The 25654-nt window shown below is 59.6% G+C and carries 24 protein-coding genes, 1 tRNA gene and 1 pseudogene; 19 read left to right on the top strand and 7 right to left on the bottom strand.

Annotated features, from left to right (window positions below):
• Nucleotides 1-91: 91 nt before the first annotated feature.
• Entirely contained in the window at nucleotides 92-1075 is a 984-nt protein-coding gene (locus tag QO231_RS10615) for an AraC family transcriptional regulator (protein ID WP_316775905.1), read from the top strand.
• A gap of 17 nt (nucleotides 1076-1092) precedes the next feature.
• Here the strand turns inward: QO231_RS10615 and QO231_RS10610 are convergent, their stop codons facing one another.
• The 4 genes from QO231_RS10610 to QO231_RS10595 are packed head-to-tail and all read right to left on the bottom strand — an operon-like array spanning nucleotide 1093 to nucleotide 5233.
• Nucleotides 1093-2724 carry an AMP-binding protein gene (locus QO231_RS10610; RefSeq protein ID WP_316775903.1) on the bottom strand — a complete coding sequence of 544 codons (1632 nt, stop codon included), beginning with the start codon at nucleotides 2722-2724 and terminating at the stop codon, nucleotides 1093-1095.
• Between the two features lie 45 nt (nucleotides 2725-2769).
• Complete coding sequence (locus QO231_RS10605) at nucleotides 2770-3930, bottom strand: acyl-CoA dehydrogenase family protein (protein ID WP_316775901.1); 1161 nt, start codon at nucleotides 3928-3930, stop codon at nucleotides 2770-2772.
• On the bottom strand, nucleotides 3930-4730 hold the full coding sequence (locus QO231_RS10600; protein WP_316775899.1) for an enoyl-CoA hydratase family protein: 801 nt from the start codon (nucleotides 4728-4730) through the stop codon (nucleotides 3930-3932). Before QO231_RS10600 ends, QO231_RS10605 begins: the two co-directional genes overlap by 1 nt.
• Nucleotides 4727-5233 carry a MarR family winged helix-turn-helix transcriptional regulator gene (locus QO231_RS10595; protein WP_316775896.1) on the bottom strand — a complete coding sequence of 169 codons (507 nt, stop codon included), beginning with the start codon at nucleotides 5231-5233 and terminating at the stop codon, nucleotides 4727-4729. Before QO231_RS10595 ends, QO231_RS10600 begins: the two co-directional genes overlap by 4 nt.
• 197 nt (nucleotides 5234-5430) lie before the next feature.
• Between QO231_RS10595 and QO231_RS10590 the strand changes: the two genes are divergently transcribed.
• From QO231_RS10590 to QO231_RS10555, 8 genes are all read left to right on the top strand, one after another.
• Nucleotides 5431-6255, top strand: coding sequence for an alpha/beta hydrolase (locus QO231_RS10590; RefSeq protein ID WP_316775894.1), 825 nt, complete (start codon nucleotides 5431-5433; stop codon nucleotides 6253-6255).
• A 127-nt stretch (nucleotides 6256-6382) separates the two neighbouring features.
• The gene (locus QO231_RS10585) at nucleotides 6383-7570 is read left to right on the top strand and encodes an ABC transporter substrate-binding protein (RefSeq protein WP_316775893.1); all 1188 of its coding nucleotides are present in this window, start codon (nucleotides 6383-6385) and stop codon (nucleotides 7568-7570) included.
• A 29-nt stretch (nucleotides 7571-7599) separates the two neighbouring features.
• Complete coding sequence (locus tag QO231_RS10580; protein ID WP_316775891.1) at nucleotides 7600-8517, top strand: branched-chain amino acid ABC transporter permease; 918 nt, start codon at nucleotides 7600-7602, stop codon at nucleotides 8515-8517.
• Nucleotides 8514-9503 (top strand): branched-chain amino acid ABC transporter permease, encoded by a 990-nt coding sequence (locus tag QO231_RS10575; protein ID WP_316775889.1) that lies wholly within the window; start codon nucleotides 8514-8516, stop codon nucleotides 9501-9503. Before QO231_RS10580 ends, QO231_RS10575 begins: the two co-directional genes overlap by 4 nt.
• Nucleotides 9500-10255 (top strand): ABC transporter ATP-binding protein, encoded by a 756-nt coding sequence (locus tag QO231_RS10570; RefSeq protein WP_316775886.1) that lies wholly within the window; start codon nucleotides 9500-9502, stop codon nucleotides 10253-10255. The genes QO231_RS10575 and QO231_RS10570 overlap by 4 nt, the downstream gene beginning before the upstream one ends.
• Nucleotides 10255-10941: an ABC transporter ATP-binding protein gene (locus QO231_RS10565; RefSeq protein WP_316775885.1), complete on the top strand. Its 687-nt coding sequence runs from the start codon at nucleotides 10255-10257 to the stop codon at nucleotides 10939-10941. Before QO231_RS10570 ends, QO231_RS10565 begins: the two co-directional genes overlap by 1 nt.
• Before the next feature lie 21 nt (nucleotides 10942-10962).
• Nucleotides 10963-11409 (top strand): cupin domain-containing protein, encoded by a 447-nt coding sequence (locus tag QO231_RS10560; protein ID WP_316775883.1) that lies wholly within the window; start codon nucleotides 10963-10965, stop codon nucleotides 11407-11409.
• Between the two features lie 3 nt (nucleotides 11410-11412).
• Complete coding sequence (locus tag QO231_RS10555) at nucleotides 11413-12660, top strand: flavin-dependent oxidoreductase (RefSeq protein ID WP_316775881.1); 1248 nt, start codon at nucleotides 11413-11415, stop codon at nucleotides 12658-12660.
• Between the two features lie 67 nt (nucleotides 12661-12727).
• Here the strand turns inward: QO231_RS10555 and QO231_RS10550 are convergent, their stop codons facing one another.
• Nucleotides 12728-14653 carry an FAD-binding monooxygenase gene (locus QO231_RS10550; protein WP_316775880.1) on the bottom strand — a complete coding sequence of 642 codons (1926 nt, stop codon included), beginning with the start codon at nucleotides 14651-14653 and terminating at the stop codon, nucleotides 12728-12730.
• A 156-nt stretch (nucleotides 14654-14809) separates the two neighbouring features.
• On the opposite strand from QO231_RS10550, the gene QO231_RS10545 reads away from it, so the two are divergent.
• The 6 genes and pseudogenes from QO231_RS10545 (at nucleotide 14810) to QO231_RS10520 (ending at nucleotide 20259) form a co-directional block, all read left to right on the top strand.
• Nucleotides 14810-15241 carry a MarR family winged helix-turn-helix transcriptional regulator gene (locus QO231_RS10545; protein ID WP_316775879.1) on the top strand — a complete coding sequence of 144 codons (432 nt, stop codon included), beginning with the start codon at nucleotides 14810-14812 and terminating at the stop codon, nucleotides 15239-15241.
• Nucleotides 15242-15517: 276 nt separating this feature from the next.
• Entirely contained in the window at nucleotides 15518-18031 is a 2514-nt protein-coding gene (locus QO231_RS10540; protein WP_316775877.1) for a cation:proton antiporter, read from the top strand.
• Between the two features lie 277 nt (nucleotides 18032-18308).
• Nucleotides 18309-18458 (top strand): annotated as a pseudogene (locus tag QO231_RS10535) (IS481 family transposase); the annotation flags it as partial.
• 131 nt (nucleotides 18459-18589) lie between these two features.
• Nucleotides 18590-18733, top strand: a complete 144-nt coding sequence (locus tag QO231_RS10530) for an integrase core domain-containing protein (RefSeq protein WP_316775875.1) — start codon at nucleotides 18590-18592, stop codon at nucleotides 18731-18733.
• Between the two features lie 100 nt (nucleotides 18734-18833).
• Nucleotides 18834-20120, top strand: a complete 1287-nt coding sequence (locus tag QO231_RS10525) for a mechanosensitive ion channel family protein (protein WP_316775873.1) — start codon at nucleotides 18834-18836, stop codon at nucleotides 20118-20120.
• 64 nt (nucleotides 20121-20184) lie between these two features.
• Nucleotides 20185-20259 (top strand) — tRNA-Gln (locus QO231_RS10520).
• Nucleotides 20260-20457: 198 nt separating this feature from the next.
• Here QO231_RS10520 and QO231_RS26120 read toward each other — a convergent pair.
• Complete coding sequence (locus tag QO231_RS26120; RefSeq protein ID WP_394356591.1) at nucleotides 20458-20667, bottom strand: HNH endonuclease; 210 nt, start codon at nucleotides 20665-20667, stop codon at nucleotides 20458-20460.
• 184 nt (nucleotides 20668-20851) lie between these two features.
• Between QO231_RS26120 and QO231_RS10515 the strand changes: the two genes are divergently transcribed.
• Together QO231_RS10515 and QO231_RS10510 are read left to right on the top strand one after the other, a co-directional pair.
• The gene (locus QO231_RS10515) at nucleotides 20852-22534 is read left to right on the top strand and encodes a DUF5906 domain-containing protein (RefSeq protein WP_316775872.1); all 1683 of its coding nucleotides are present in this window, start codon (nucleotides 20852-20854) and stop codon (nucleotides 22532-22534) included.
• 11 nt (nucleotides 22535-22545) lie between these two features.
• Complete coding sequence (locus QO231_RS10510) at nucleotides 22546-22908, top strand: HNH endonuclease (protein ID WP_316775870.1); 363 nt, start codon at nucleotides 22546-22548, stop codon at nucleotides 22906-22908.
• A gap of 322 nt (nucleotides 22909-23230) precedes the next feature.
• On the opposite strand, the gene QO231_RS10505 is transcribed toward QO231_RS10510, so the two are convergent.
• Entirely contained in the window at nucleotides 23231-24925 is a 1695-nt protein-coding gene (locus tag QO231_RS10505) for a hypothetical protein (protein WP_316775868.1), read from the bottom strand.
• A 375-nt stretch (nucleotides 24926-25300) separates the two neighbouring features.
• On the opposite strand from QO231_RS10505, the gene QO231_RS10500 reads away from it, so the two are divergent.
• The gene (locus QO231_RS10500; RefSeq protein ID WP_316775866.1) at nucleotides 25301-25468 is read left to right on the top strand and encodes a hypothetical protein; all 168 of its coding nucleotides are present in this window, start codon (nucleotides 25301-25303) and stop codon (nucleotides 25466-25468) included.
• Nucleotides 25461-25652, top strand: coding sequence for a hypothetical protein (locus QO231_RS10495; RefSeq protein WP_316775864.1), 192 nt, complete (start codon nucleotides 25461-25463; stop codon nucleotides 25650-25652). The genes QO231_RS10500 and QO231_RS10495 overlap by 8 nt, the downstream gene beginning before the upstream one ends.
• Nucleotides 25653-25654 lie beyond the last annotated feature (2 nt).

Raw genomic sequence — 25654 nt, 5'->3', positions numbered from 1 at the left:
TTCGGACACAGGGTTATCCAGATTGCGAATCCGAATTGGGGCAGAGAGCTTCAAGGTTGAAATATTTGTCTCGCTCGCACAGAGTTTGCGCATGGCCCAAACTGATCCCCTTGCTGCCAAGGCGCTGCTCTCCGGATTTCCGATCCTGCGGACCCAGGACCTGTCCGAAGCACGGGCCGTGGTCGGGCGGGCATTTTGCGATCACCGGCTGGATATGCGACGCGGTGCACAACTGCGCGTCAGCCACGATCACGTCTGCGGGGCCGATGTGTCGCTGAACACGCTTGCGTATGGTGCAGAGGTCGAGATCGATCCGGGGCAGCTTCAGAACTTTTACCTGTTGCAGTTTCCGCTTGCCGGGGCTGCGCGGATCGAGCACCGGGGTGAGACGGTTGAGGCCTGCACAGAGACTGCCACAATCCTGAACCCGGACCGGGACACCCGAATGATCTGGGGCGTGGGATGCCGGAAGCTGCTGCTGCAAGTCAATCGCGGCCATCTGGAGCGGGTGGCCGAAGATCTGATCGGCGCGCCACTTCACGGCCCGGTGCGGTTCGATCCTCGGGTCGATTTGACACAGACTGCCGGCCGGCGCCTCTTCCGGCAGGTGATCTCTGCCGCCCGAGCCGCGACCCATGGCAATCTGTGGCGTGATGGCGCGGGCCTGAACGAGGCCTGGATCGAGCGCGAACTGGCCGCCGTGCTATTGGACAGTCAGCCCAGCAATATCAGCCACATGCTATGGCGTGTCGCCCGCGCGCCGACGTCGCGCGAGGTGCGGCGTGGGCTGGACTATCTGCACGCCAATATCAGTGAACCGCTGCGGGTCGAGGATATCGCGCGCGAGGCCGGGCTGAACATCCGGTCGTTGCAACTGGGGTTCAAAGCGGCCTATGGCGTTTCCCCCATGCGGTATCTCCGGGATGTACGGCTGGACGCGGCGCGCTATTTGCTCAGCCGCCGCCAGAACCGCGAAAGCGTGACACAGGTTGCCTATTCGGTTGGCTTTTCCCACCTCGGACGGTTTTCAAAGGATTATCGCGCGAGGTTCGGCACAAGGCCAAGTGCCGGATAACTCTGTACCAGGCTCGATTATTCCTTCAGGCGGAACCGCTGAATCTTGCCCGATTCGGTTTTCGGCAGAGCCTCGATGAACTTGACCGACCGGGGGTATTTATACGGGGCGATCATGGCTTTGACGTGCTCTTGCAGCGCCTTGACCAGTTTTTCGCCCGGTTCGTGGTCATCGGCGACAACCACATGCGCCTCGACGATCGATCCGCGTTCCTCGTCAGGCTGGCCAACCACGGCACACTCCAAGACCGCCGGATGAGACAAGAGCGCCGCTTCCACCTCTGGTCCCGCGATGTTGTAGCCCGAGGAGACGATCATGTCGTCGTTGCGGGCGGCAAAGTGCAGATAGCCGTCGTCATCCATGACAAAGGCATCGCCGGTGATGTTCCAACCGTCCAGCACGTAGGTCTTCTGCCGGTCGTCCGCCATATAGCGACAGCCGATCGGGCCGCGCACGGCGAGCCGGCCAGTGGTGCCTCGCGGCACTTCGTTGCCATTGTCGTCGATCACCTTGGCCTCATAGCCGGTGACGGGCTTGCCGGTGCAGGCGGGGCGGTGGTCGTCAAACCGGTTGGTGACGAAGATATGCAGCATTTCGGTCGCGCCGATCCCGTCCAGCATCGGCTTGCCGGTTTTCTGCATCCATTCCTCATAGACCGGGGCCGGGAGGGTTTCGCCCGCCGACACGGCGGCCCGCAGGGATGACAGGTCAGCCCCTTCATCCATCGCGCGCAGCATGGCGCGATAGGCTGTGGGCGCGGTAAAGCTGACCGTCGCCTTATACTTCTGAATGATCTCGATCATGTTGGGCGGCGAGGCGTTTTCAAGCAGAGTCGCCGCCGCACCGAAGCGCAGGGGGAACACCGCGAGCCCGCCAAGGCCGAAGGTGAAGGCCAAGGGAGGGGAGCCGACAAACACATCCTCGGGCGTGACGCCCAGAACTTCCTTGGCATAGCCATCGGCGATAATCAGGATATCGCGGTGAAAATGCATGGTCGCCTTGGGAGACCCGGTGGTACCCGAGGTGAACCCCAACAGGGCGACGTCATCGCGCCCGGTCTTCACCGCATCGAATTGCACGGGTTTTTCAAGTGCCAGCCGGTCCAGTTCGGCATCGTGGTTCGACGTGCCGTCAAACCCCACCACCTTTTCCAGAAATTCTGATGTCTTGGCACAGGCGGCCATTTCGTCCATCAGCCGCGTATCGCAAAAGGCAAACTGGATCCTGGCCTTGTCGACGATGGCGCTCAGCTCGCGCGCGCGCAGCAGCGGCATGGAGTTCACGACAACCGCGCCTGCCTTGGTCGCAGCCAGCCAGACAGCGACCATTGCCGGGTTGTTGGCGGACCGGATCAGCACACGGTTGCCCGGCTGAACGCCCAGGTTCTCGACCATGACGTGGGCGAGGCGGTTGGTCCAGTCGGCCAGCTCCTTGTAGGTGCGGCGGCGGCCATTGCCGATCAGCGCGGTGTTGTCACCAAAGCCCTTGGCAACCATCGCGTCGGTCAGCTCGACCCCCACGTTCAGCTGTTCGGGATAGGCAAACCCATCCAACAAGAGATCGGGCCATTGATCCGCCGGGGGCAGGTTGTCACGCGTGTAGGTATCGACATGGGCCGAGGGGCTGAGGTTGAGGGTCTTTTTTACCATCGTGTTGAACTCCCTGTTGTCGGTCCAAGCCGTTTCCTGATTTGGTCAGCCGGCCGGCGCGGCATCCAGCGTCTGGCGGGCGATGATCACTTTCTGCACGTCCGAGGCCCCTTCGTAGATGCGCAGCGCGCGGATCTCCCGATAGAGGCGTTCTACCGTCAGGCCCGAACGCACGCCATCACCGCCATGCAGCTGAACGGCGGCGTCGATGACCTTTTGCGCTTCGTCCGTGGCGAAGAGTTTGGCCATCGCGGCCTCCCGGCTGACGCGGGGGGCGCCGCTGTCCTTGGTCCATGCGGCGCGGTAGACCAGCAAGGCGGCGGCATCGACGCGCAGCGCCATATCGGCGATATGCGCCTGCACCATCTGAAGATCAGCCAGTGGTTTGCCCTGAACCTCGCGGGTGGTGACGCGGGCGACCGCTTCGTCCAGCGCACGGCGGGCAAAACCCAAGGCGGCCGAGGCAACGGTGGTCCGAAAGACGTCGAGCACGGACATGGCAATCTTGAACCCCTGCCCGCGCGCGCCGATCAGTGCCGATTTCGGCAGACGCGCGCCGTCAAAGCGCAGAGTTGCCAATGGGTGCGGCGCGATGGTGTCCAGACGCTCGGCAATTTCAAACCCCGGCGTGTTTGCAGGCACGACAAAGGCTGACAGACCGCGAGCGCCCGGACCTTCGCCAGTGCGGGCAAAGAGCGTGTAGACATCGGCGATTCCGCCGTTGGAAATCCACGTTTTTTCGCCGTCCAGCACCCAGGCCTCGCCATCGTCCCGCGCGGTCATGGTGGAATTGGCAACATCGGATCCCGATTGCGGTTCTGTGAGGGCAAAAGCGGAAATCGCCTGACCGGTACGGGTCAGAGGCAGCCATTCGGATTGCTGTTCAGGCGAGCCGAAAAGTGAAATCGCCCCGGTTCCCAGACCCTGCATGGCAAAGGCAAAGTCCGCCAGACCATCATGCCGCGCCAGCGTTTCCCGCGACAGGCACAGTTTGCGCACATCCAGCGGTGCCGGGTTGGCCGGATCGACGGCAGTGGTGTTCAACCAGCCATCCGCGCCCAGCCTGGCCACCAGCATCCGACAGGCATTGTCCGTGTCCTTGTGGTCGATCGTGCCCAGCGCCTCGGCCCAACTGTCCAGCGACAGCGCGTGTTCCTTGTGGGCCGGCGTCAGGAACGGCCAGTCAAGATAACTGCGATCCGCCATCAGTCGCCCTCGAACACGGGTTTGGCCTTGGCGACAAAGGCGTCATAGGCGCGGGTGAAATCCTGTGTTTGCATGCAGATGGCCTGCGCCTGCGCCTCGGCCTCGATGGCCTGATCCAGCGACATCGACCATTCCTGTTGCAGCATGGTCTTGGTCATCATGTGGCCAAAATTGGGGCCCTCTGCGATCTTCCTTGCCCATGCGATGGCCTCGGCTTCCAGTTGATCGGCAGCGATCAGGCGGTTCCAGAACCCCCACCGCTCTCCCTCTTCGGCGCTCATGGCGCGACCAGTATAGAGCAGTTCGTTTGCGCGGCCCTGACCGATGATCCGGGGCAGCATGGCACAGGCGCCCATATCGCAACCGGCCAGACCAACGCGGGTAAAGAGAAAGGCGCATTTGGCCTCTGGCGTCGCGACCCGCAGGTCTGAGGCCATGGTGATAATCGCACCGGCACCGACACAGACGCCATCGACGGCGGTGATAATCGGCTTGCCGCAGTTCAGCATGGATTTGACCAGATCGCCGGTCATGCGGGTAAACGCCAGGAGTTCCTTCATCGACATCTTGGTCAGCGGGCCGATGATGTCGTGCACATCCCCGCCCGACGAGAAATTGCCGCCGTTAGATGCAAAAACCACGGCCTTCACCTCGTCATCATAGTGCAATTCACGGAACCAGTCGCGCAGTTCGGCATAGCTGTCAAAGGACAGCGGGTTCTTTCGGTCCGGCCGGTCCAGCCGGATTGTCGCGATACCGTCCTTGATGTCGCACAGGAAATGCTTTGTATCGGCCCTCATTGACCGCCCTCCTCATCTAGATTGGTGATCGTCTCGAACCGGTCCGAGAAGGATCGCGCCTCTTCCAGCGTGAACCCTCCAAGGAGGTCATCGATCCATCTTTCGTGGGCTTCGGCCTGCGCCGCGAAAACCTCGCGGCCTTTGTCCGTCAGCCGCACAAGCATGGCGCGACGGTCGCCAGGGACCTGCATCCGAACGACCAGGCCTTCTTGGGTCAACCGGTCGACGATGCCCGTGACATTGCCATTGGATACGCGCAAAACGCCCGACAACGCGCTCATCTTCAGACCGTCTTGATAGCGGGCAAGTGCCGCCAACACGTCAAAGCGGGGCAGCGTCGAATTGAATTCGATCCGCAGATTCTCTCTGAGTTGCGATTCCACACGTCGGGTGCTCTTCAGTAAACGGAGCCACAGCCGCAATCGTTCCTTCGATGCTGATGCCTGGGCCGCAGCCGGAATGGTCCGGGCAGCGGTGCCCTTGTCTGTGTCCCTCTGCGCCACCGTGCTCTCCGGTCTGGTTTCTGTCTTGAATGGCGAAAGGCTAGGCAGCGTCAGGATTTATTTCAAGTAAAAAAAGTTTTTGCTTGAAATAAATTTCGACCCGCGTAACGATTGCTGAATATCGAGGTCACTGGCGTGCCAAGATTGGTTTCCGATGCCCACAGCCTGTAAGAACAAGACAAACCGGGGAGTTGTAGATGGTCGCTTTTGCGGTGACGGATTGGAATGATGCCTATGAGAATGGGCGCAATATTCCCCGAGGATCAGACTATCCCGCTGCCTGGGTCGAACCTTCATCCTTGTTTCGCGCAAGTGCCCGCGCTCGCCTCGATATCCCCTATGGCGAGGGCGCGCGTCACCGGTATGACCTGTTCCTGCCGGAGGCAGCGCCCAAGGGACTCTTTGTTTTTGTTCATGGTGGCTATTGGATGGCGCTGGACAAATCCTACTGGTCGCACCTTGCCGCTGGACCGCTGGCGCAGGGATGGGCCGTGTCGATGCCGTCTTACGATCTATGTCCCGAGGTTTCGATTGCCGAGATTTCGGCCCAGACTGGCGCGGCGATCACCCATGCGGCCAACGAGACAGGCGGCCAAATCGTTCTGAGCGGCCACTCCGCCGGAGGCCATCTTGTCACCGCGATGATGTGCGAGGATTCGCCGTTGCCCGTCGGGATCCGCTCGCGGCTGTCGCATGTTCTCTCGATTTCCGGATTGCACGACCTGCGCCCCATGCTCCGGACGGAACGCAACACGGCGTTGAAGCTGGACATGGCGTGTGCCGAAGCGAACAGCCCGGCCCTGAAACGCCCGATGGAACATGTGCGGCTCACGACGTGGGTCGGCGGCGGTGAACGTCAAGAGTTTTTGCGCCAGTCCGCTCTCTTGTCGAACATCTGGCATGGTCTCGGCTGCGTCACGCAAGACGTGGTTGCCCCGAACCGCCACCACTTCAACGTCATCGACGACTTGGCCGATCCCGAAAGTGTCATGCTGTACACCGTACTCGGCGACGCGGCATGAGGTGAATAAGAAATAACTTGCATCTGCAACATGTTACCCCCCTCAATGTGGAGTTAGCGCGTTGCCCAACCGGCCTCGCGCCCAATCAGACGGCAAAAGCCGCAGATATCAACCAGGGAGTTCTGAAATGAACCAGAAGATCAAACTACTTGCCTCAACATTGTTGTCCGTCGGGCTGACTGCCCCGGCCTTTGCGCAGGATGTTCCTGCTGCCGCCAATGACGATGTGCTTAAGATTGGCCTCATCTACACCCTGTCCGGCCCACCCGCGGCCTTGGGTGAACAGGCACGTGACGGGTTCCTGCTGGCTGCTGAAAGCCTTGGGGACATCGGCGGAATGAAAACGGAAATCATTGTTGTCGATGACGAAGGCCGCCCCGATCTGGCCGCCGACAAGGCGCGCGAACTGGTGCAGCGTGACGGTGTTGACTTCGTCGTTGGGCCGATCTTTTCCAATATCCTGATGGCGATTGTACAGCCGGTCACATCGACGGGAACGATCCTGATTTCGACCAATGCGGGCACCTCGACCCTTGCGGGTGAGGCGTGCAACCCGAATTTCTACACGACGTCCTATCAGAACGACCAGAACCACGAGGTGATGGGGGCCTATGCCGAGAGCCAAGGATATCAGAATGTCTTTCTGATGGCCCCGAACTATCAGGCGGGCCAGGACAGTCTGGCGGGCTTCAAGCATTCCTACACCGGTGCCACTGCCGGCGAGGTGTTTACCGAACTGGGACAGCTCGACTTCTCGTCCGAACTGGCGCAGATTGCGGCGTTCCAGCCTGATGCGGTCTTTACCTTCATGCCGGGTGGCATGGGCGTGAACCTCGTCAAACAGTACAGCCAGGCAGGCCTCACCAGCATTCCGTTCCTGTCGGCCTTTACCGTCGACGAAACCACCTTGCCGGCGACCCAGGACGCGGCGGTTGGCATGCTGGGCGGCGCAAACTGGGCTCCCGACCTGGAAACCGAGGCAAACAAGGCCTTTGTCGACGGCTATATCGCCAAGTACAATGCCGTCCCCGGCACCTATGCGATGCAGGCCTATGACGCGGCACAGCTTATTGACAGCGCCGTGAAGAAACTGGGCGGTGACCTGACCGACCGCGACGCCCTGCGCGCGGCGATCCATGAGGCCGATTTCGACAGCCCGCGCGGCGACTTCAGCTTTGGCACCAACAACTTCCCCGTTCAGGATTTTTATCTGGTCGAGGCGGTAAAACGGGAGGACGGCATGTACGGCACCTCGGTCAAGGAGAAGATCTTTGACGACTACGTCGATAACTACGCAGCCCAGTGCAAGATGTGATCTGCTGACGGGCCAGGAGGGTCACGAACATGATGAACCTGTTTGTGCTGCAACTCTTGAACGGATTGCAGCTCGGCGTTCTGCTTTTTCTGATCGCGGCGGGTCTGACGCTGGTGTTCGGGATCATGGACGTGATCAACCTGGCCCACGGTGTCCTGTACATGGTGGGTGCCTATCTGATCGCAACATTTGCGGCCGCAACCGGAAGCTTTTGGTGGGGGCTGCTGTTGATGCTTCCGGCCGCCGTCATTGTCGGGCTGGTGGTGGAATTCGTGGTGATACGGCGATTATACGCCCGGTCCCATCTGGATCAGGTGCTGGCCACTTTCGGGCTGGTGATGATCGCCAACGAGGCGGTCAAGATGATCTGGGGCGCTTCACCGCTATCCGTGCCGATGCCAGATATCCTGTCCGGGTCGGTGCCGCTGATGGGGCCGCTGAAATACCCTGTATATCGTATTGCAATCATCGTGGCGGGCCTCGCCGTGGCGGCGGGACTCTTCGTTATGGTCAACTACACGCGCGTCGGCATGTTGCTGCGGGCGGGAGCGACAAACCGGTCTATCGTTTCGGCATTGGGGGTCGATATCAACCGGCTGTTTGCCATTGTCTTCACTCTGGGTGCGGTGCTGGCCTGTCTGGCCGGAGCCTTGGTCGCGCCGATCCTGTCGGTCGATACCGGCATGGGGGAAAGCGTGCTGATCCTGACGTTTGTTGTCGTGGTAATCGGCGGCATCGGTTCGATCAAGGGGGCGTTTCTGGGTGCCCTTCTGGTCGCCGTCGTCGATACCCTTGGCGGTGTCTTCGGGCCGATCCTGTTGCGCGAGGTGCTCGACCCGGCCGCCGCGGGCCAGATGGGGCGCGTGCTGGCACCGATGCTGGTCTACATCCTGATGGCGGTGATCCTCTTTGCCAAACCCGCCGGGTTGTTCGGGAGACCCGCATGACCGACGCGACTGCCGCCATCACACCCGTGCGCCGTCCGCTGGCAGGCCGCCTGAAGGCCGCGCTGGTCCTGTTTGCCGTCTTTGCGCTGATGCCGCCACTGGCATCCGCCCTGAATGATCCGTTCTATGTGCTGATCGGCACCCGCATCCTTGCCTATGCCATTGCCGCCATGGCACTGGATCTGATCCTTGGGTACGGTGCCATGGTCAGTTTCGGCCATGCCGCCTATCTGGGGTTCGGGGCCTATGCGGTTGCGATCCTGTCGCGCCACGGGGTGAACGATCTGATGCTGCAGATTCTGTTTGCGGCCGGCATCTCGGCGGTTTTTGCCTTTATCACGGGTGCGATTTCACTGCGCACAAAAGGTGTCTATTTTATCATGATTACCCTTGCCTTCGGGCAGATGGCCTTTTTCTTCTTCATCTCGCTTTCGGCGTATGGGGGCGATGACGGGGTGGGGCTTGCGCAGCGGTCGACTGTTTTTGGTATGGATCTGCTGAAATCGGATTTCGGACAATATTATGTCACGCTTGCGCTGCTGATCGCGCTGTTCTTCTTCTGCCACCGCGTTGTCGGATCGCGCTTTGGTCGGGTGTTGAGCGGCATTCGCGAAAACTCCACGCGGATGGAGGCCATCGGCTATTCGCCTTTTCGCTATCAACTGACGGCCTTCATCATCTCGGGCTGCATCACTTCTGTTGCCGGGGTGATCCTGGCAAACCAGGCGCAATTCGTGTCGCCCGCCTTTATGTCCTGGCACCGCTCGGGTGAGTTGATCGTGATGGTCGTCCTGGGCGGAGTCGGAACGCTGGCCGGCCCAATCGCCGGGGCCGTCGCTGCTCTGATGCTCGAGGAATGGCTCGGGGCCTTGTCCAAACACTGGAAACTGTTCTTTGGAATTTTCCTAGTGCTGATGGTCCTGTTTTCACCCCGCGGGATCACCGGCCTTCTGCAACAGCTCGGCATCGCGAGGAAGCAGGAATGACCTCTCTCACTGTCCGCAACCTGACCAAGTCTTTCGGGGCGCTGAAGGTCACGGATGATGTCTCGCTCGATTTCGCATCGGGTGAAATTCATGCCATTATCGGTCCCAACGGTGCGGGCAAGACCACGCTGATTTCACAGCTTTCCGGGCAACTCCGATCCGACAGCGGGGCGGTGGCGATCGGAGGGCGCGACGTGACCCGGCTGTCGATGCCGGACCGGGTGAAACTGGGTTTGGCGCGGTCGTTTCAGATCACATCGGTCCTGCCCGGTTTCACCACGCTGGAGAACGTGGCGCTGGCCGTTCAGGCGCGGCATGGATCATCGTTCCGGTTCTTCCGGACCGTCGCGAATGAGACTGCATTGAATGAGGCGGCGCTTGCGGCGTTGCGCGAGGCGGGGCTGGATCATCGCGCCGAAATCCGGGCCAAATCGCTGAGCCACGGAGAGCATCGACGGCTGGAGCTGGCCATCGCGCTGGCCACCGAACCCAAGATTCTATTGCTGGACGAGCCTCTGGCCGGGGTCGGTGGCGAAGATGCCGACACCTTTGTCGCGAACCTGCAAAAGCTCAAGGGTAAGTTCACCATCGTTCTGATCGAGCATGACATGGATGCAGTGTTTGCGCTCGCCGACCAGGTTTCGGTTCTGGTCTACGGCCGGATCATCGCAACTGGCAGTCCCGAGGCGGTCCGCTCGGACCCCGAAGTGCGGACGGCGTACCTCGGCGACGAAGTCGGAGAGGTTGCCTGATGCTGGACGTCAGCGGACTCGAGGCGGGTTACGGAGAGAGCCAGATCCTGTTCGGTATCGACCTGCATGTGCAAGCCGGCGAGGTCGTGACGCTTTTGGGGCGCAACGGCATGGGCAAGACGACGACGATCAAGTCGATCTTCGGCCTCGTCAAACCCCGGGCCGGACGCATCATGATCGGCGGCAAGGATCTGACCGGGGTCGAACCGCACCGAATTGCGATGGCCGGTCTGGGGTATGTCCCCGAAGGCCGCCAGATCTTTCCCACCCTGAATGTCGAAGAAAACCTGCGCGCCACCGCGCGGCCGGGCAAATGGACGATCGCGCGGATATATGACCTATTCCCGCGCCTTGAAGAGCGTCGCCGCAACATGGGCGATCAGTTGTCGGGTGGAGAACAGCAGATGCTCGCCATTGGTCGCGCCCTGATGATCAACCCGCAGCTTGTTGTGCTCGACGAAGCGACCGAAGGGCTGGCACCGCTGATCCGGGCCGACATCTGGGCCTGTCTAAAGCGGCTCAAGGACGAAGGGGAGGCAATCCTTGTCATCGACAAGAATGTCGATGCCCTGACAAGAATTGCCGATCATCACGTTGTCATCGAAAAGGGCTGCGTTGTCTGGTCGGGCACAACCAGGGAAATCCTCGCCACCCCCGAGGTCAAGGACCGTTTCCTGCATGTCTGAAGTCCAAGGAGAAAATCGATCATGATACCCGGCGTCACCAAATCCAATACCGGCATCGACGAAATCAGCTGGAACATCCTGGGCCAGACCTATGTGCCCAAGCAGAAATCCGAAGCGTCTATGGCCTGGCATGCGACCCTGCCCAAAGGCACCTTTGTTCCACCGCACATCCATCCGACTCAGGATGAATTTATCTATGTGCTCGAAGGGCGGTTCGACGTGCTGCTGAACGGCGTGGAAGCTTATGCAGAGCCGAGCGACCTGATCCGCCTGCCCAAGGGCATCCCGCATGGCATCTTCAACAAGACCGACCAGACCATCAAATGCCTGTTCTGGGTTGCGCCGACGCGAAAGCTCTATGATCTGTTCTGGGCCCTGCACAATCTCGGACCGGAGCCGAACCCGGCGGATGTGGTTGCGATCTCGGCCAAGCACGAAGTCGATTTCCTGCCGCCCGAGGTAGAATAGCCCATGACCGTCATCATCGCAGGCGCAGGCATCGGCGGGCTGACCACGGCCCTGATGCTGCAGGCGCGGGGCATTCCGGTTCAGCTCTACGAGGCGGCCCGCGAGGTGCGCGAGGTCGGCGTCGGCATCAACGTGCTGCCCCATGCCATCCGGGAACTGGCCAATCTCGGGCTGCTTGATGCGCTCGACAAGGTGGGTGTCCGAACACGCAAATTGACTTATCTGACGAAACAGGGGCAGGAAGTCTGGTCCGAACTGCGCGGCCTCCATGCAGGTCACGAGGTGCCCCAGTTTTCAATTCATCGCGGGCGGCTGCAAAAGGTGATCCACGACGCGGTGATCGAGCGGCTAGGCCCGGATGCGATCCGCACGGGTCGCCGTTTGGCGGGGTTCATCCAGGACGAGGCCGGGGTGACCGCACATTTCACCGACAGTGTTCAGGGCGATGCGGCCATGTCGCAGCGGGCAGAGGTGTTGATCTGTGCAGACGGAATCCATTCGGCCGGACGTCGCCATTTCTATCCGAACGAAGGCGCGCCATCATGGCAGGGTGTCGTGATGTGGCGGGGCGCCGCCGAGTGGCCCGTCTGGGAAGACGGCGAGAGCATGGCCATCGGTGGCGGTTTGGGCGGCAAGTTTGTACTCTACCCGATTGCTCCGGCGGTGAAGGGCAAACAGTTGATGAACTGGGTGGTCAACGTGCGGATAAAGGATCCGGCTGTTTCGACCCCACCTCCCGACAATTGGTCACGCCAGGCCCCATTGGCCGAGGTGCTGCCCCATGCGGTGCGATTCCACGTGCCGGGGATGGATATCGGCGGGCTGGTCAAGGCGTCACCTTCGATTTTCGAGTATCCGATGGCCGACCGGGACCCTCTGACTCGATGGACCTTTGGCTGGGTAACGCTGTTGGGCGATGCGGCACATCCGATGTACCCTGTCGGCTCCAACGGCGCGTCACAGGCGATCCTCGATGCGCGAAGCCTGGCCGATGCGCTTCAGTCGGCAGAACATCCCCGTGCCGCACTGTGGCAATATGAAAAGGATCGTCTGCCCAAGACCGCCGAAGTCGTGCGCACCAATCGCGTCGGGGGCCCGGAACGTGTGATCGACGAAGTAGAGAAGCTTGCGCCTGCGGGATTCAAGTCGGTCGACGAGGTACTGAGCTACGAGGATCGCAAGGCAATCGTCGGCGGATATGCCAATTTGGCTGGATTTTCTCGTGTGAGGGCATCGCGTAGCGTTTCCTGAGATTTCAAAGGGGGGTACTGCCCATCGATCTACCTCTGTCCGATGACAGCCATGAGGCCCTAAATCACTATCCCGGAGGCACAAACGCGTTGCCGAAAAACCGGGAAAGCTCCGAAAAATTGTCCAGCGGCAAGATTTGGGCCACATATTGATCCGGTCTGACGATGATCATGCCGCCATGGGTCCGATCGATCCCGCGCATATCGTAGATATCTGCGCCGAGCTTGTGGTCCACGCAGAACACCTTTTCAAAGTCCCGCAGACCAAATCGACCTTTGGCGGGTCGCAACAATGCAGGCATGTCTTCGAACTTCAACACTCTGAAATCCTGTTGGAAAATGGCGCGAACGTCGATCAACCTGTCGATGTCTTCATCTGCACGTGTGTATCGCCGGATTGCCGAAGCTGGATCGCATTCAAGGTGCGCGCATAGCCCTTGGATCGCGCCGCCCGTTGTACCCACGTCATCCTGCCCGGCAAACGCGTAGATCCGCCAACGTCCGTTAGCTTCTGCCACATGTCCCAACTGCATCGGTTTGGCATCCGCAATCCGCAGAACTGGCGCTGAATGAAACCGCTTTCCAATACTCAAACCCTTTGCCAGATGTTGGTGGGTGGCATTTGCGATCAGTACAGAGGGTTCGTATTGGACAGCAAGCCCGCCCGTAAATTCCAGATTCTCGATGAATTGCTTCTGAAATCGTGGCATCTCCGTACCGTCGAGCTCGGACTTGCCTGGAGGTGCGCTCATTATGCGCGCCCATTTGTGGTCCGTCTCGACGAGTCGCTTTGCTTCTTTCAGACGTTCTTCAGAGTAGGTGTGAAGGAGGCTCGGATCGGAGCGACCGGTCAAGACATGCGCGAGTTTCCAGCCCAGATTGAACGTATCACCCATCGACACGTTCATGCCCTGCCCTGCCTTGGGGCTGTGGGTGTGGCACGCATCGCCGGCGGTAAAGACACGCGGGTTTCGCGTCGAGTTTTCGCCCTGCGGCACATCATCGAACTTGTCGGTCAAACGGTGGCCGATTTCATATATCGACCACCAGACCACCTCTTTGACGTCGATCGAATACGGGCGCATGATCCGGTTCGCGGCGGCAATGATGTGGTCGGCGGTCAGGTTGCGGTTTGAGACACGCTCGTCCGCATTGAGCTTGTCGAGTTCCACGTACATCCGAAAGAGATAGCCGCCCTCACGCGGGATGATCAGGACATTGCCCTCTTTCGCGGATTGGATCAGGCATTTGCGCCGCAGATCGGGGAAATCCGAATTGGCGAGAATATCCATGACGCCCCAGGCCTGATGCGCGGCGTCGCCATGCAGCTTGCCTCCGATGGCCTTGCGGACGTTGCTCCGCGCGCCGTCGCATCCGACGACATAGTTGGCCCGAACCGTGACGATGTCTCCGGCACGTCCATCTTCGAGCACGCGTTCAAGCGTGACAGTGACGGGGTGCTCGTCCGTGCAAGTGTCGATGGACAGGTTGCTGACGCGAAACCCGTAGTGCGGCTCAAGTCTGTTCGGGGCGTTCTTCATCACGTCCAGAAAGAGCTGATGGATCCTTGCCTGATTGACGATGGTGTGCGGCATCTCGGACTGGTCGTCGGCAACATCCTGGGCGATTCCGACACGATGAATATCGTCGGGGTTTCGAGGATCAGGTTTCCAGAATGTGGTCTGGTTCACCCAATAGGCTTCCCGCTTCACCTTGTCGGCAAATCCGAAAGCCTGAAACATCTCCATGGAACGGACATTGATGCCGTCTGCCTGTCCTTTCTCCATCGGGCCCTGTTTCTGCTCCACGATCATCGTGGAGATGTCCGGACAACCCGCCAACTGCGCCGCGAGACAAAGCCCCGCCGGCCCGCACCCTGCGATCAGCACATCCACCTTCGTTGGGACATCAGAGTCCTGAACATGCGACCGACCGTGTGCCTCAGATTTGACATCGGGATCGCCCGGCCTGAATCCGTCAAGGTAGTACTGCATGGGGGCTCCCTAGATAATCAACTTCAAGGCAAGGTAATATCTATACTTACTATATTGCCTGAAAAATGATATGTATACAAATCGTTTCGCGAGACATAGTCTTTTGATAACGGGCACAACGAACAAGGAAGGTATGGACAGGTGGACGTGCAGGGAATGGCAGGGCACTTGATCCGTCGCCTCAACCAGATTTCGACGCATGTCTTCCTCAGACGCACTCAAGAGGCCGGCTTTGATCTGACCCCGGTGCAGTTTGCCGCCCTTGCCGCCATTCGGGCTCAACCCGGATTGGATCAGGCCGGCATTGCCGCAAAAATCGCCTTTGATCGAGCCACGATAGGCGGAGTTGTCGAGCGGCTGCTGAAAAAGGGTTATGTCAAACGAACGATCAGCAGGCACGATCGACGCGCCCGCGAAATCCGACTCACGAGCGAGGGGCGCTCTGTATATGATCAGATTCTGCCAATCGCAGCATCCTTGCAGGCAGAGATTCTTGCAGGTCTTGATCCAGACGAACGCAGAGAGTTCTTGCGCTTGGCCAGAAAGGCCATGCAGTCAACGGCCACGGCCGACGGAAAGATCGGCTGAGAGTGCCTCCAACGCTCGATGAAGTCTGTTCTGTGTCGCCTTCCTCTGACACTCGCCCAAGCACGGACCTTTGGAAGGCCAAAGAGCAGGCGATGGCCATACCATGCCGCGAGCCTCGAATTTGGCGGACGCCTTGCCGCCCCTGCCGTGCAGAGCAATTGCGTCGAGGAGGTGGTGGTGTCGTTCCCTGAAGGCTTGCTGCCAAACCGGCCCGAGATGAACGCGCCCCTCAAAAATGACGGGTGCGCTGCCAGTTACTTCTGATATTTGAAACACATGGATATCGTTCTGGTCACCACCATCATCGCTTCGCTTTTCCTCGTTATCGGCGCGGCAGAACCGCTCGCGGCCCGGCTGCGCCTGCCCTATAGCGTGATCCTCGCCGTGATAGGCGTCTTGATTGGCGCGGGTGCGATCTTTTTCCTGCGGACGGATCTGACCGATGCGCTGAACCCGGTGGCCGAGGCAATTCTCGGACTTCCTATTCGATCTAATGTCTTTCTCTATGTCTTTCTGCCGACGCTGCTCTTTCAGGCGACGCTGGGCATGAACCTCCGACGAATGCTCGACGACTGGGTTCCGATCCTGGTGCTGGCCGTGGTGGCGGTCGTGGTAGCCACGCTCAGTGTCGGATACGCCCTGTCCTGGGCAAGCACGCTCCCACTGGCAGCCTGCCTGCTGATCGGCGCCATCGTATCAACGACCGATCCTTCGGCAGTGGTCTCGATCTTCCGCTCCATATCCGCACCGCGTCGGCTCGCGCGGATCATTGAGGGCGAGAGCCTGTTGAATGACGCCGCCGCCATCGCGCTGTTCGGCCTGTTCATGGGATTCGTGATGCTGGGCGTACCGGATCCGAGCCTCGGCGACGCGTTGGGCCGCTTTCCGATGTTGATCGTGGGCGGTGCCTTCACGGGTTGGCTCGGGGCGAGGATCGCAGTCTGGATCATGGCCCTGTTCAGCCGACATGAGCTGGCGCAGACCTCCATCTCGGTCGCCTTGCCTTATCTCGTCTATATCGGGGCAGAGCAGAGCGTCGGGGCATCCGGCGTGATTGCCGTGGTCGCCGCCGGGCTGACGATGAACCTGACTGCGCCTGGCCGTCTGCCACCGCAGGCCTGGACAAACCTACGCGAACTCTGGGATGTGCTCGCGCATTGGGCTGGTGCGTTGATCTTTATCCTCGCCGCGCTGCTGATCCCACGACTTCTCGAAGAGGTGGTGATCGCGGATTTTCTCCTCGTCGGTGTGGTCATCATTGCGGCAATCGCCGCGCGGGCTTTGATCCTGTTCGGGCTGTTGCCGCTTCTGACGCGACTCAAACTGTCGCCGCCGGTTGATCGGCCGTATCGTGTCGCGATCCTATGGGGCGGGCTAAGGGGGGCGGTGACACTTGCTCTGGCGCTTGCCGTGACCGAGAGTTTCCGTGTGCCTGACGGTATCCAGCGCGTGGTCGGCATCCTCGCCACGGGCTTCACGCTGTTCACGCTCCTTGCACAGGGGACGACGCTTCGCTGGGTCATTGGTCGACTTGGCCTCGACCGGCTGTCGGCGATTGACGAAGCGCTGTCGCGACAGGTCGTCGCCGTGGCGCTTCAGACCGTGCGCGAAGATGTGGCAAGCACGACCGAAAACTACGAGCTGAACCACGACACCGTGCGATCCGAGGCCAAGAGCTTTGGGGAACGGCTGGAAACGGCCGTAAAGATGGCAGAGGAAAGCGCGGATATCCTCGACCGGGACCGGATCACGCTGGGTCTGATCGCGCTTGCCGGTCGTGAGCGCGACACCATCCTCTTTCGCGTCCGGGAACGGACGATTTCGGCGCGAATGGCCGAACGGGTGTTGTCGGATGCCGACCGAATGATCGAGGGCGCACGCACCCAGGGCCGCAGCGGATACCAGCGCGCGGCACGTCGAAGCACCGCCTATGGCAGGGCATTCCGCATCGCTGTCGTTCTGCACCGCAGGCTTGGGCTGTCTGCGCCCCTCGCCCGGATGACCGCCGACCGGTTCGAACTCTTGCTTTCGCAACATCTGATCCTGCGCGATCTCGGCGCCTTCATCGACGGTCGTATCCGCCGCATTCACGGGCGACGCGTGGCAGAGCTGTTGCACGAACTGCTGTCGCGCCGGATCGAGGCCGGTGAAACAGCGCTGGAGGGGTTGCGGCTGCAGTATCCCGGTTACGCCGAAAAACTGGAACGCCGCTTCATCCGGCGCACGGCGCTGAGGATTGAGGAGCGGGAATACACGGTGATGCGAGAGGACGGATTGATCGGCGCGGAGGTCTACATGTCACTGATGCAGGACCTCAACGCGCGCCGCGCTGCCGCAGAGACCAGACCGCGGCTTGATATCGCGCTTCAAAGGGTGGCTCTTGTCCGGCAATTTCCATTGTTTGCCGATATCGAGGGGCGCGCATTGAAGCGCCTCGGGCGGGTGCTCGAGACCCGATATGTCAATGTCGGTGAAATTGTTCTCCGCAAGGACGCCCCTGCCAAGAGCGTGTTCTTCATTGCTTCGGGCGCTGTCGAACTGGAGACCGCTGGTCAGACCTGGCGCTTGGGGCGGGGCGAGATGTTCGGACAGATGGCTGTGCTGATGCAAAAGTCACCCCGCGTCGAGGTCCGGGCCATCGCACCCACGACGCTATTGGTGTTGGGTGAAGACCGTTTCCGGCGTTTACTTGGGCGCAGCAAGGCTCTCCGCAAGGCGGTCCAAGCCAGCGCTGAAAAACGTGGCATCGAACCGTCGGGGCTCTTTCCCGTAGCCAAAGAACGCGGGTAGTTGCCCGAGGGCTCGCCGCTACCCGAATCGTGGCTCAACCAAGGCATCCGGATCGAGAAACCAGCGCCTGGAGCCGCCGTTTCGACTTTGCGACGGATGCCGCCGTGATTGGATCGACTGGCCTTATTATCGCTTTGGGCGGATCAAGGGGTCCGCCAACGAACTGCGCGGCAGCCCGCAGAACACGACTGTCGGGGTGACGATGCCTGGGTGTATGATCCCTCGGTTTGATGGTGCGATCCTTTCTCAGGAATGGAAAGGAAACCTTGAGCTATGCCACCTCTGGACCAATGGCCAGGTCGAACGACTGAAGCGAACGATCAACGAGGCGACTGCCGAACGCCTTCACTACGACAACCAGTTGCGAACACACGTCGCCGACTTCAAGGCAGCCTACAACCTCGCCCGCAGACTCAAGACCCCAAGAAGGGCTCAAGACGGGCTATCTGCTCGTCAGTCAACCAGAAAGGACCGTTCATATCACCGCTCCGTTTTGGGAGGCGTGAATCAGAGCCGAAATAAGTCAGTGGGACCTGACCCAGGGTCCGGTCAAATCCATTGACCGAAGCCTATTCCGATCTGAATTTGCTCGAGTACTGGATCGAAGACTACAATCACCAGCGTCCGCACTTCGCACTTGGCAGCAGGACGCCCGCCCCAGAAACCATCGTTCACATGGACCAGCTGCCGGTCATGCGCTAACACTCAAACTGGACCGCTCAGGCGGCGTTGATCAGTTGGATTACCCTGCTGCAAATTCAATTCGAAAGCCTCGCCTATGCGTGTTTTGATATTCTGTCTCATGACTCTGTTTCCCGCCACTTCGATGGCACAGACTGATCAGCCGACCGGAACCATCGAGATTGAAGACAGCGCCTCACAGGATGCGGCCATCGCGAATCGTATCCGCGACATTCTATCAGAGTTGGATGGTTTCGAAGACGTTACGGTGACCGTCACTTCGGGTATCGTCACCCTGCGCGGGCATACGATCGACAGCGACACGGCGCGTCGCCTCACCGCACTGATCAACAGGATCGAAGGTGTGGTGGCAATCGAGAACGAGGTCACGGAAACAACCGATGTTGTCGAGCGCCTGAATCCTGCAATTCTGCGCTTTCAAGAGCGGATGAAACAGGCGATCGCCTTCCTTCCCTTGCTGACAATTGCCGTCGCGGCTTTCGGGTTGGTGGTCTTGATTGGCCTATTCATCGCGCGTCTGCGTCAACCTTGGGACCGGCTTGCACCGAATGCCTTCATCGCCGATATCTATCGGCAGATTCTGCGGCTGGTCTTCGTCGTTGCAGGGATCGTTGTCGCATTGGATATCCTCGGCGCGACGGCCCTCTTGTCGACGATCATGGGGGCTGCAGGGATCGTCGGCCTCGCCATTGGTTTCGCAGTACGCGATACGGTTGAGAATTTTATCGCATCGATTCTTCTGTCTATCCGCCAGCCATTTCGCCCGAATGATACGATTGAGATAGGAGGCGACACAGGCAAGGTGATCCGCCTCACTAGCCGCGCCACGATCTTGCTGAGCTTTGATGGCAACCACATCCGAATTCCGAATTCCACGGTGTTCAAGAGTCGAATTGTGAACTTTACGCGCAACGACGAACGGCGGTTTCTCTTTGAGTTGGGGGTGGCACCGGACACTGACTTGGCTCATGCCCGTCAAATTGCGTTGGAGACCGTGCAGGCGCTGCCATTTGTTCTTGAGAGCCCTGTTGCATCGGTGTGGATTGAAGCCGTGGGTGACAGTACGATCACTCTGCAGATGGCCGCGTGGATCGCCCAACACGAAACGTCTGTGGTGCTCGCCCGGGGCGAAGCCATCCGCAACACCATATTGGCCTTTGAGGCCGCTGGAATAATGATGCCGGAACCGGGCCTGCGCGTGCTCCTGCCCGGAGCCAGCGGCGATTCGCGCAATGATGAAACACGCAATGTCGTTCCCCCTCCGCCCACCCATCCGCCACAGGATGTCGCGGCCACTGCAGACGACGAACTCGAGCAAATCGTTGCCGAGGAACGCCTTGCACAGCAAGGAGACGACCTGCTGACCCACGAAGCACCCGAAGAATAGGGCGCATTTTGGCAAATCGGGTCTTGCACCGCCTGCCATGGCGGCTTAATTAGCCGCTCACTGTTGGGGTGTAGCCAAGCGGTAAGGCATCGGTTTTTGGTACCGTGTATCGTAGGTTCGAATCCTACCACCCCAGCCAGTGAGCTTTCAGTCAACTAACCAAGAGTCCGGTGCCGTAAGGGTCCCGAAAATGCCCCTGTTTATGCCCCAGTCGAAGTCTCGCCACCCGTGGCACCCGGACACACCTATGACGGGTGCTTCGGGGGTGCCCCTCCCGAGTTGCGGGAGAGGCGGGTTAGTGACCCTGAAGCCGCGAAGTGAGCATGGCCACAGGTCGCTAGAGCAGGTTGAAGTCTACCCCGTTCGCTTGCCGGTCCCACTCATCGCGCAAGTTATCGGCCCGCGTTCCGATGACCAGATGCTCCGGGTTGACGCACCGCCGGTTATGGCAGCGATGACGGACGACTTGGTGGGGAGCGGTTGCAATTTCGGATAAACGATGACACAAGGGGCTTCCGAAGTGGCAGTTTATGAAAGCGAAACACAACTGATGCGATGATTTCTACGATTAGATTCTAGAGCAACGCACCCACTTCCCCACACTGATTCCATGTTTTTTTTGCTCGCAGCGCAACTGCGGGCGTTTTGGCGTTGGTGTGTTCTCCCCTTCTTGAAACCAAATCAGCACCCCCGTTTCGCGGGGGGCGATAACTCACTTGTAGAGAGAATATATGACAGAACAGATCCCTGACGTGCAGGTTTCGCAACCGCAAAACCCACAGCCAACGGAGAATTCAAACCTCCCGATAGTATTGGAGGATTATGACGTTGAGGCCCCAAAACCGAGCGGACTGTCTTCATTTCAAAGGTCCAAAATGCAAAACCAACCAACGGAAAGACAAGTAAGAAAAGCCCCAAGAAAGCTTGGCTTGCGACGCAATGGGCGCTCGATTGCCCATCACGAGAACCCGACACAGAAAACCGAAGTCAGCAATATGACTTCCACCGATCTTACGACCTTTCTTTCCAAGCAGGTCTCCACTTGGTTCGTCCGGTCCCAGAACCACTTTTTTGACGTGGATCGCATAAACTCGGGCTTGCCTCAACCGCACCTGCAAAAGATCTGTGTTCAGCGTATGGCTCGGAAATTTCCTGAACTGGAGGTCACGAATGAGGTTCTGAAAGCGGTGTTCCAACGCGTCATCATCGAAACCCATAACGATCCGGAACAGTCCATTCCTATCTGGGACGGAACCACCCGCTGCTGTCCAGGCCGCGAAGCCCGCGTCATTCGAGACGGTGAAATGGTATCGATCAACACTTGGCGGGTGCCGGAGTATCGCAAGTTAGGTCTTCGGGACGCCGACAGCACTTGGTTTGATGCCTTTATTGAGCGGGTATTCCCGCAAGCAATAGATCGCGCCGTGTTCAAGGACTGGCTGTCTTGGTGCCTTCAGAACGAGAACGACAAGCCGGGCTGGGCCCCGTTCCTGTACTCTCGCAAGAAGGGAACCGGCAAGAGCACACTGTGCCGGTTGGCCGAGGTGCTATTCGGTGCAGAAAACACAATAACGCAGAACAGCGTCTCCAAGCTGACAGGCCGCTTCAACAAGCCCTTGCTGGATAGCAAGCTGATCATATCGGAGGAACTGCAGTTGAAGCCGGACTCCAGTCAGGGCAACACGCTGAAGACCTACATTACCGAGAAGGTGACGACGTCGGAAGTGAAAGGCCGGGAAGTGGAGAAGGTGAAGCAGTTCTGCTGTTTCCTGTTCACCACCAATCACCTGCCGCTTTGGATCGAGGCGGACGAGCGGCGCTATTACGTGATAGAGGTTGATCACTCCGGGCACGCATCCGGGCCAGATGCTGAAGACTTTGGTGACGCCGTTGCAGAGTTCTGTACGATCATGGACGACCCGCAAGCGATCGCCCGGCTGTATAATGCTCTCATGCAGCACAAGCAGTCGAACAGCTTCAATTCTCGGTCGCTGAATCTGTCCGCAATTAATACCCCCGTCATGAAGCAGATCATGGGTGCATCCAAGGAGGTTCAATTGCAGCAGCTTGATGAACTGTTGGCCGAGAAAGGTGTCTTCGCAATTGGTCAGGGCGAACTGGCGCAGGTGTTCACAGAAGACCTGAAGATGAACGCCAATCGCATCAAGTATATGATGCCTGACTTGGGGTGGCGTTCCGAAACCGTAAAGTGGGGAGGCGTCGACTACGCGAGAGCGATCTGGGTGCATCGTGACTATCAAGTCGCTGGTGGCCGTGTGCATGGTCCCGATGGATATGATGTTGCGGTCAATCACGACTCCGGTGGCGTAGAAATCATTGAGCCCGTTACGACTGCGTTGACCCCGGACGAGACTGAGGCCGTGGATCAAGCAATACTGGAGGGCGACTATTGAGGGCCCCGAGATTGATCCGTTTCGTTGACCCGTCGACGGCATGGTACGAAGACATCCTCGCCAATCACGCGGAGGCTGCTCAGGCTTTGGTTGATGATGTCTTGGCGGACACTGAGCGGGACGGGAATGGCTGTCTTGTTACTGCTACTGTTGAACCCCGCAAGGTTCGGTTTCGCGGCAGCCAGGATCGTGCATATCGGTTCGTTCACTGTGTCACTGAGGGCCTCGCCGCAACTCCCCACCAAGTCGTCCGTCATCGCTGCCATAACCGGCGGTGCGTCAACCCGGAGCATCTGGTCATCGGAACGCGGGCCGATAACTTGCGCGATGAGTGGGACCGGCAAGCGAACGGGGTAGACTTCAACCTGCTCTAGCGACCTGTGGCCATGCTCACTTCGCGGCTTCAGGGTCACTAACCCGCCTCTCCCGCAACTCGGGAGGGGCACCCCCGAAGCACCCGCCTCGGGTGTGGGGCATTTCTAGGGGCATTTCCCGGGCCCCTTACGGCACCGGTCGCTTAGTTGAATCACTGAAAGTCGGCTGGCTGGGGTGGTAGGAGACCTTGTCGTTCCTTACAGACCATCGGCTTACCGTCGGCCAGTGACCAACTGGGGCATCCTTGGGGGCAGTTTGGGGCGTCGGGCAGGACGAGTGGCTCCTAAAGAGGGGTGATTGTTGGTGATGGGCCGGGGGCGATCAGATGTCGATGCCTTGTATCATAGCAGCCCCTGCGCCGGGGTCCGCCACCCAGCCCAACCAGAGCGCGAGGCTCTCCACCACCCACAGAACCGCTAGCCCGGCAGGTTCAAGGTAAGCCGTTATAAAAACCCACATTAGCCATAGTCCGCAGGCCACAAATGCGGCCCAGAGCGCGCCGAGCGTGGCGGCGGCCGCGCTACCGCCCAGTGTGGCCAGGTCGCCGGTATCTTGGTCTTCAATTCCGCGCGCGATCCAGATCTTGAAACGCTGCGGCACCCAGGTAAAGGCCGACAAAAAGACCAGCACCAGATGCACCAAAGTGGGCACCAGCGTGGAGAGCAAGGTCAGTGTGAGCCAAGTGTAGCCCACGCGCCCCTCTGGTGTCTTGAGGTCGTCAAAGATCGAGCGCAAGGCGACAAATTCCTGCCCGGCCAGAAGGTTGATCAGCGCGATGGTCCCGCTCAGGACAAGCCCCAGCCCGATCAACAACAGCACCGCGACCACCCCGTCAAAGACCCAGACCAGCCCGGTCAGCAGATTGCGCTGACCCCGTCCATAGCGGATCAGTCCCAGCGTGATGCCATAGGAGAGATAGTCGAATACCGCGTTGAGCAGAGGGAGCAATCCGAGGGCGAAGACGAAAGCCCGGCGGTCTGTTTCCAGAGCGTTGGCAGAAAGGCCGAAGGCAACGACAAGACTGGCCCACACCGCGACAACAAAGACTAAATAGGCCCGCCCGCCTTTTCCTTGGGAGCAGCCATAGCCGACTGCGACTGCGAGTGCGCCTGCGACTGCGACTGCGAGTGCGCCTGCGACTGCGAGTGCGACTGCGACTGCGAGTGCGCCTGCGCCTGCGAGTGCGCCTGCGAGTGCGCCTGCGCCTGCGACTGCGCCTGCGACTGCGCCTGCGACTGCGACTGCGACTGCGACTGCGCCTGCGAATGCGATTACGAATGCGCCTGCGAGTGCGAGTGCGCCTGCGACTGCGACTGCGCCTGCGACTGCGACTGCGCCTGCGAATGCGATTACGAATGCGCCTGCGAGTGCGAGTGCGAGTGCGAGTGCGACTGCGCCTGCGACTGCGAGATAAAACAGCCAGTCAGAAGCCTTTTCAAAGACACGCTTCTGACTGGCTGACGCCAGAATACTCGTGGCCATCAGCGCGACAACAGGGCATACCAGCGCGGCCCTCAGCCATGCACGCTCTTCCGCGACAAGGATCGCGACTGCGCCAATGCCCGTATCCTTCCCTTTAATCCCCCATTGGCAGAGGAGAAGCAGCAACGGATAGATCGCCGCGATCTTGAGCGCGGCATCCATCACCGGCCAAGAAAAGGTGCTGGCCTGCAGATGTTTCAAGTCATCCGGGTCTCGTGCCCGCGGACTCAATAACCAAACAAACTGCGCAATCCGACCTTTGACAGGTTTCGGGTCGTTTTCCGCATCTTTGGGCGACAGCATTCGTCGCAGACCGCCCAGCATCACGTCGACCAGCTTGGTATAGACCAGCGCATTGTCGCGCCGTTTCAAACCGTTCAGGATCGACACCCGGTCGCGGCGATGGTCGTAGTTCAACAGACCAAACAGGAAAACCCACAGCAGGCTCAACGCCCAAACCCATCCGGGAGGCTGGAGCACCCCGAGAACCGCAACCACGGACGCGATGATCGCGCCGACAAAACCCAGATGCACCGCTCTGCCTCTCTTACACCCGAAGCAGCATGAACAATGCGCCACAATCGTTCAAGCGAAAATCCGTCTTTCTCCGCCGCAGGATACAATCAAACGGATACTTCATCACGTTCTCACGGGTACGCCACAACGTCCCAACTCAACGATTTTGCAGCAAAGGTGAGCTGATGTAATTTCGGGTTAAGGGCTGCGTGGCCACTTTGGTCTGCTAGCGGTCGTAAGCATCATAGACCATGATAAGCCCGTCGGGCTTGTACAACCTGTACTTACTACGCCGAAGTCTTTCAGACTCTGAGCATGTAGCACCCTGACTGCCCCCCCGGAAACTGAGGAACCTCCTGTATCTAAATAAAGAAAAACACAGGAGTTAGACCAATGCGTTATCTTTCAGCCCTCGGCGTTATCGCCGGGGGTTTTCTTTTGACCCCACCTCCCAAGGCCGTCCTGACCACCGTGATCTGGGTCGTCGTCCGCTCTCACCCCCTCGTCTCGGCGCTGGTGGTCGTCGCCGTCGTGTCAGCGTGGAGGGTCGACCATGATTGAACCGGACCTTCAACCCGGTGTCACCGTCGTGATCCGGGCCTTTGACGATGTCCCTCAACATTGTTTTCGGGTCGATGAGGTCCATGAAGACTGCGTCACCGGGACTGCGACTACCGGACCACTGGCGGGTCACTACGGCGAACCGTCAATCGGGTTGATCCTCCGGGTCGTCGACCCTGCCTGACG

This window comes from Sedimentitalea todarodis (assembly GCF_032595355.1).
GTDB classification, from domain to species: Bacteria; Pseudomonadota; Alphaproteobacteria; order Rhodobacterales; family Rhodobacteraceae; genus Sedimentitalea; species Sedimentitalea todarodis.
This window is presented reverse-complemented; position numbering and strand designations above follow the sequence as displayed.